The organism is Vibrio cincinnatiensis DSM 19608, from assembly GCF_900167345.1.
GTDB lineage: Bacteria > Pseudomonadota > Gammaproteobacteria > Enterobacterales > Vibrionaceae > Vibrio > Vibrio cincinnatiensis.
In genome coordinates, this window is record NZ_FUXB01000039.1 from 1 (window position 1) to 2,902 (window position 2,902).

At 51.3% G+C, this 2,902-nt stretch carries 3 protein-coding genes and 1 pseudogene; all 4 read right to left on the reverse strand.

Annotated elements, in window-relative coordinates; all coding sequences use genetic code 11:
* On the reverse strand, positions 1 to 347 hold a 347-nt coding region (locus B5D54_RS16615), incomplete at its 3' end, for an Rnf-Nqr domain containing protein (protein WP_303046255.1).
* Positions 347 to 1,120: a Na(+)-translocating NADH-quinone reductase subunit C gene (locus tag B5D54_RS16620; RefSeq protein WP_078927638.1), complete on the reverse strand. Its 774-nt coding sequence runs from the start codon at positions 1,118 to 1,120 to the stop codon at positions 347 to 349. The genes B5D54_RS16620 and B5D54_RS16615, both read right to left, overlap by 1 nt.
* Entirely contained in the window at positions 1,110 to 2,357 is a 1,248-nt protein-coding gene (locus B5D54_RS16625; protein ID WP_078927639.1) for an NADH:ubiquinone reductase (Na(+)-transporting) subunit B, read from the reverse strand. The genes B5D54_RS16620 and B5D54_RS16625 overlap by 11 nt, the downstream gene beginning before the upstream one ends.
* Positions 2,358 to 2,362: 5 nt before the next feature.
* Positions 2,363 to 2,902 (reverse strand): annotated as a pseudogene (locus B5D54_RS16630) (Na(+)-translocating NADH-quinone reductase subunit A); the annotation flags it as partial.

Genomic DNA, 2,902 nt, shown 5'->3' on the forward strand with positions numbered 1-2,902 from the left:
CCCATCACGATACAGTTCGTAATGATCAAGCCAACGAACACCGATAACTGCTTAGAAATATCGTACAAAAACGCTTTGAGGAACTGGTCCACGACGATAACCAATGAAGCAATGATCGCCATCTGTACGATGATCCGCACACTGTTAGGAATATGATGACGAATAATCGACACGAACAAGTTAGAGAAGGCCGTGACAAAAATCACTGCCAAGGTCATAACAAAAGCCGTTTCGAGCTTAGTGGTGACCGCTAAGGCCGAACACACACCGAGCACTTGAAGCGCAATGGGGTTGTTGTCCAACACCGGCGCTAACAAACTTTTTTTCATTTCTTTTGCGTTAGCCATTAGTTCAGGCCTCCGTCACGAACGTTTGCAAGGAAAGGACCGAAGCCCATGTCACCCAACCAGAAGTCAAACGTCTGTTGTACCCCATTGGCGGTCAGCGTCGCACCAGAGAGCCCATCCACACCGTGAACCGACCCTTCCGGAGCGCCCCCTTTGTAGACGCGAAGTGCGGGACGATGATGTTCATCAAACAGTTGTTTACCCACAAACTGTTGACGCCATCTTGGGTTTTCAACTTCCCCACCCAGCCCTGGGGTTTCCCCTTGCTCATAGTAGGTAATCCCCGCAATGGTGTTGCCGTCCATTTCGACCGCAACAAAAGCGTACATCATCGACCAGAGGCCATTACCGTGTATGGGCAGAATGACTTTTTCATAGCCCGACGCCCCTTTCACTAAGTACACCACGCCAAGATTAGCGCGACGTAAAATCTTAGCCGGATCTTGATCGGCCGACAGACGAATCGACTCATTAGGATTGCGTGAGGCCGCACGTTGATCAAAACTCGCCGCATCGCCCTCCGCCCAAGCTCCCGTGTTGAAGTCCACTAAACGGGGTTCAATGTTAGAGCGAAACTGAGCTTGGATCTCTTGCGCATTCCGCGCTTCTAGGCCCGCCACAGACACAATGTTACTTTGCATATCCAGCAAGGCATTATTGGTTTGACGGTCTTTCAATAAAATGGCTGAAGCCGATACCACAATTGAACACACTAAGCTCAATGCGATAACCACCCCCAGCGTTTTTTTAATGCTATCGTTATTACTTGCCATAGCGAGCTTCTCTCCGTTTGATGTTTCTCTCTACCACTAAATTGTCGAACAGAGGGGCAAACAAGTTTGCAAACAAGATAGCCAACATCATCCCTTCTGGATACGCCGGGTTCACCACACGGATCAGCACACACATGATCCCAATTAAGAGCCCATACGCCCACTTACCTTTGTTGGTAAAGGCGGCGGAAACCGGATCGGTGGCCATGAAGATCATCCCAAACGCAAAACCACCCAGCACAAGGTGCCAATGCCATGGCATGCTAAATAAGGGGTTGGTCGCAGAGCCAATCACGTTAAACAACGTCGACAAGGCAATCATCCCTATCATGACGCCCGCAATGATACGCCATGAGGCAATGCCCATGTACACAATCACGAGACCGCCTAAGATCAAGGCTAAGGTTGACACTTCCCCCATTGAGCCGGGGATATTGCCGATGAAAGCGTCCATCCAAGTGATGGTTTCACCGGTCACGGTGTGCACTAAGTTACCCGCACCGCCTTGAGCCCACTGGCTCAGTGCGGTCGCACCCGAATAGCCATCGGCAGCGGTCCATACGGTATCGCCTGAGATTTGTGCCGGATAAGCAAAGAACAAAAAAGCCCGCCCCGCCAGCGCAGGGTTAAGGAAGTTTCGCCCCGTCCCACCGAAAATCTCTTTGGCCACAACCACACCAAAGGTGATCCCTAATGCCGCCTGCCAAAGTGGCAAGGTCGGCGGAACAATCAGTGCAAACAAAATGGAGGTCACGAAGAACCCTTCGTTCACTTCATGCTTACGCACCATACAGAAAAGGACTTCCCAAAAGCCCCCCACCAGAAAGACCACGGCATAAATGGGTAGGAAGTACGTGGCGCCTAACAGCATCTTCGTCCCCCACCCTGCGCTGGCAATATTGCCCCCCACACTCTCGGTGAGCCAATAATGCCAGTTGCCCGCGATGGTGGTGGCCAAATCAATCTGACCGGATATCGCCATCTGTTGAAGGGCTAAGATGGCTTGTCCCCCCGCGTTGTACATCCCCCAAAACATGGCAGGAAACACGGCGAACCACACCATGATCATGATACGTTTTAAATCCACGCTATCACGAACGTGTGAGCTCTTCTTGGTTACGGTCCCCGGCGTATAAAACAGTGTGGCCGCGGCTTCGTATAACGCAAACCACTTCTCATGTTTTCCACCCGGTTCAAAATGAGGCTCGATGTCTTCAAGAAACTTCTTAAGGCCCATGACAATTACCCTTCCTTCTCAATCTTGTCGAGACAATCACGAAGCAGTGCTCCGTACTCATATTTGCCCGGACATACAAAGGTACATAGCGCGAGATCTTCTTCGTCTAACTCAAGAGCGCCTAAACGCTGAGCACTGTCCGTATCCCCCGCACACAAATCACGCAGCAGCAAGGTCGGTTCCATATCAAGCGGCATCACTTTTTCATAGTTGCCAATCGGAACCATCGCGCGATCGCTACCGTTGGTGGTGGTGGTCATGTTGAATAATTGACCTTTAAAGAGGTGCCCAAGGAAAGAGCGCGTCACTGAAAAGCGATGCTTACCGGGCGTGGCCCAGCCAAGGAACTCTTTTTCACGACCTTCACGTAACACCGACACTTGAAGATGATAACGACCTAAATACGCATGAGGCCCAGAGGCGTGCACGCCAGAGAGCACCGAGCCTGAAATCACGCGGACTTCACCCGGCATTAGCTCATTATTGGTCAATTCCTCTAAGCTTGCGCCCATGAGGGTACGCACGAGTCGAGGACGATTCACCAC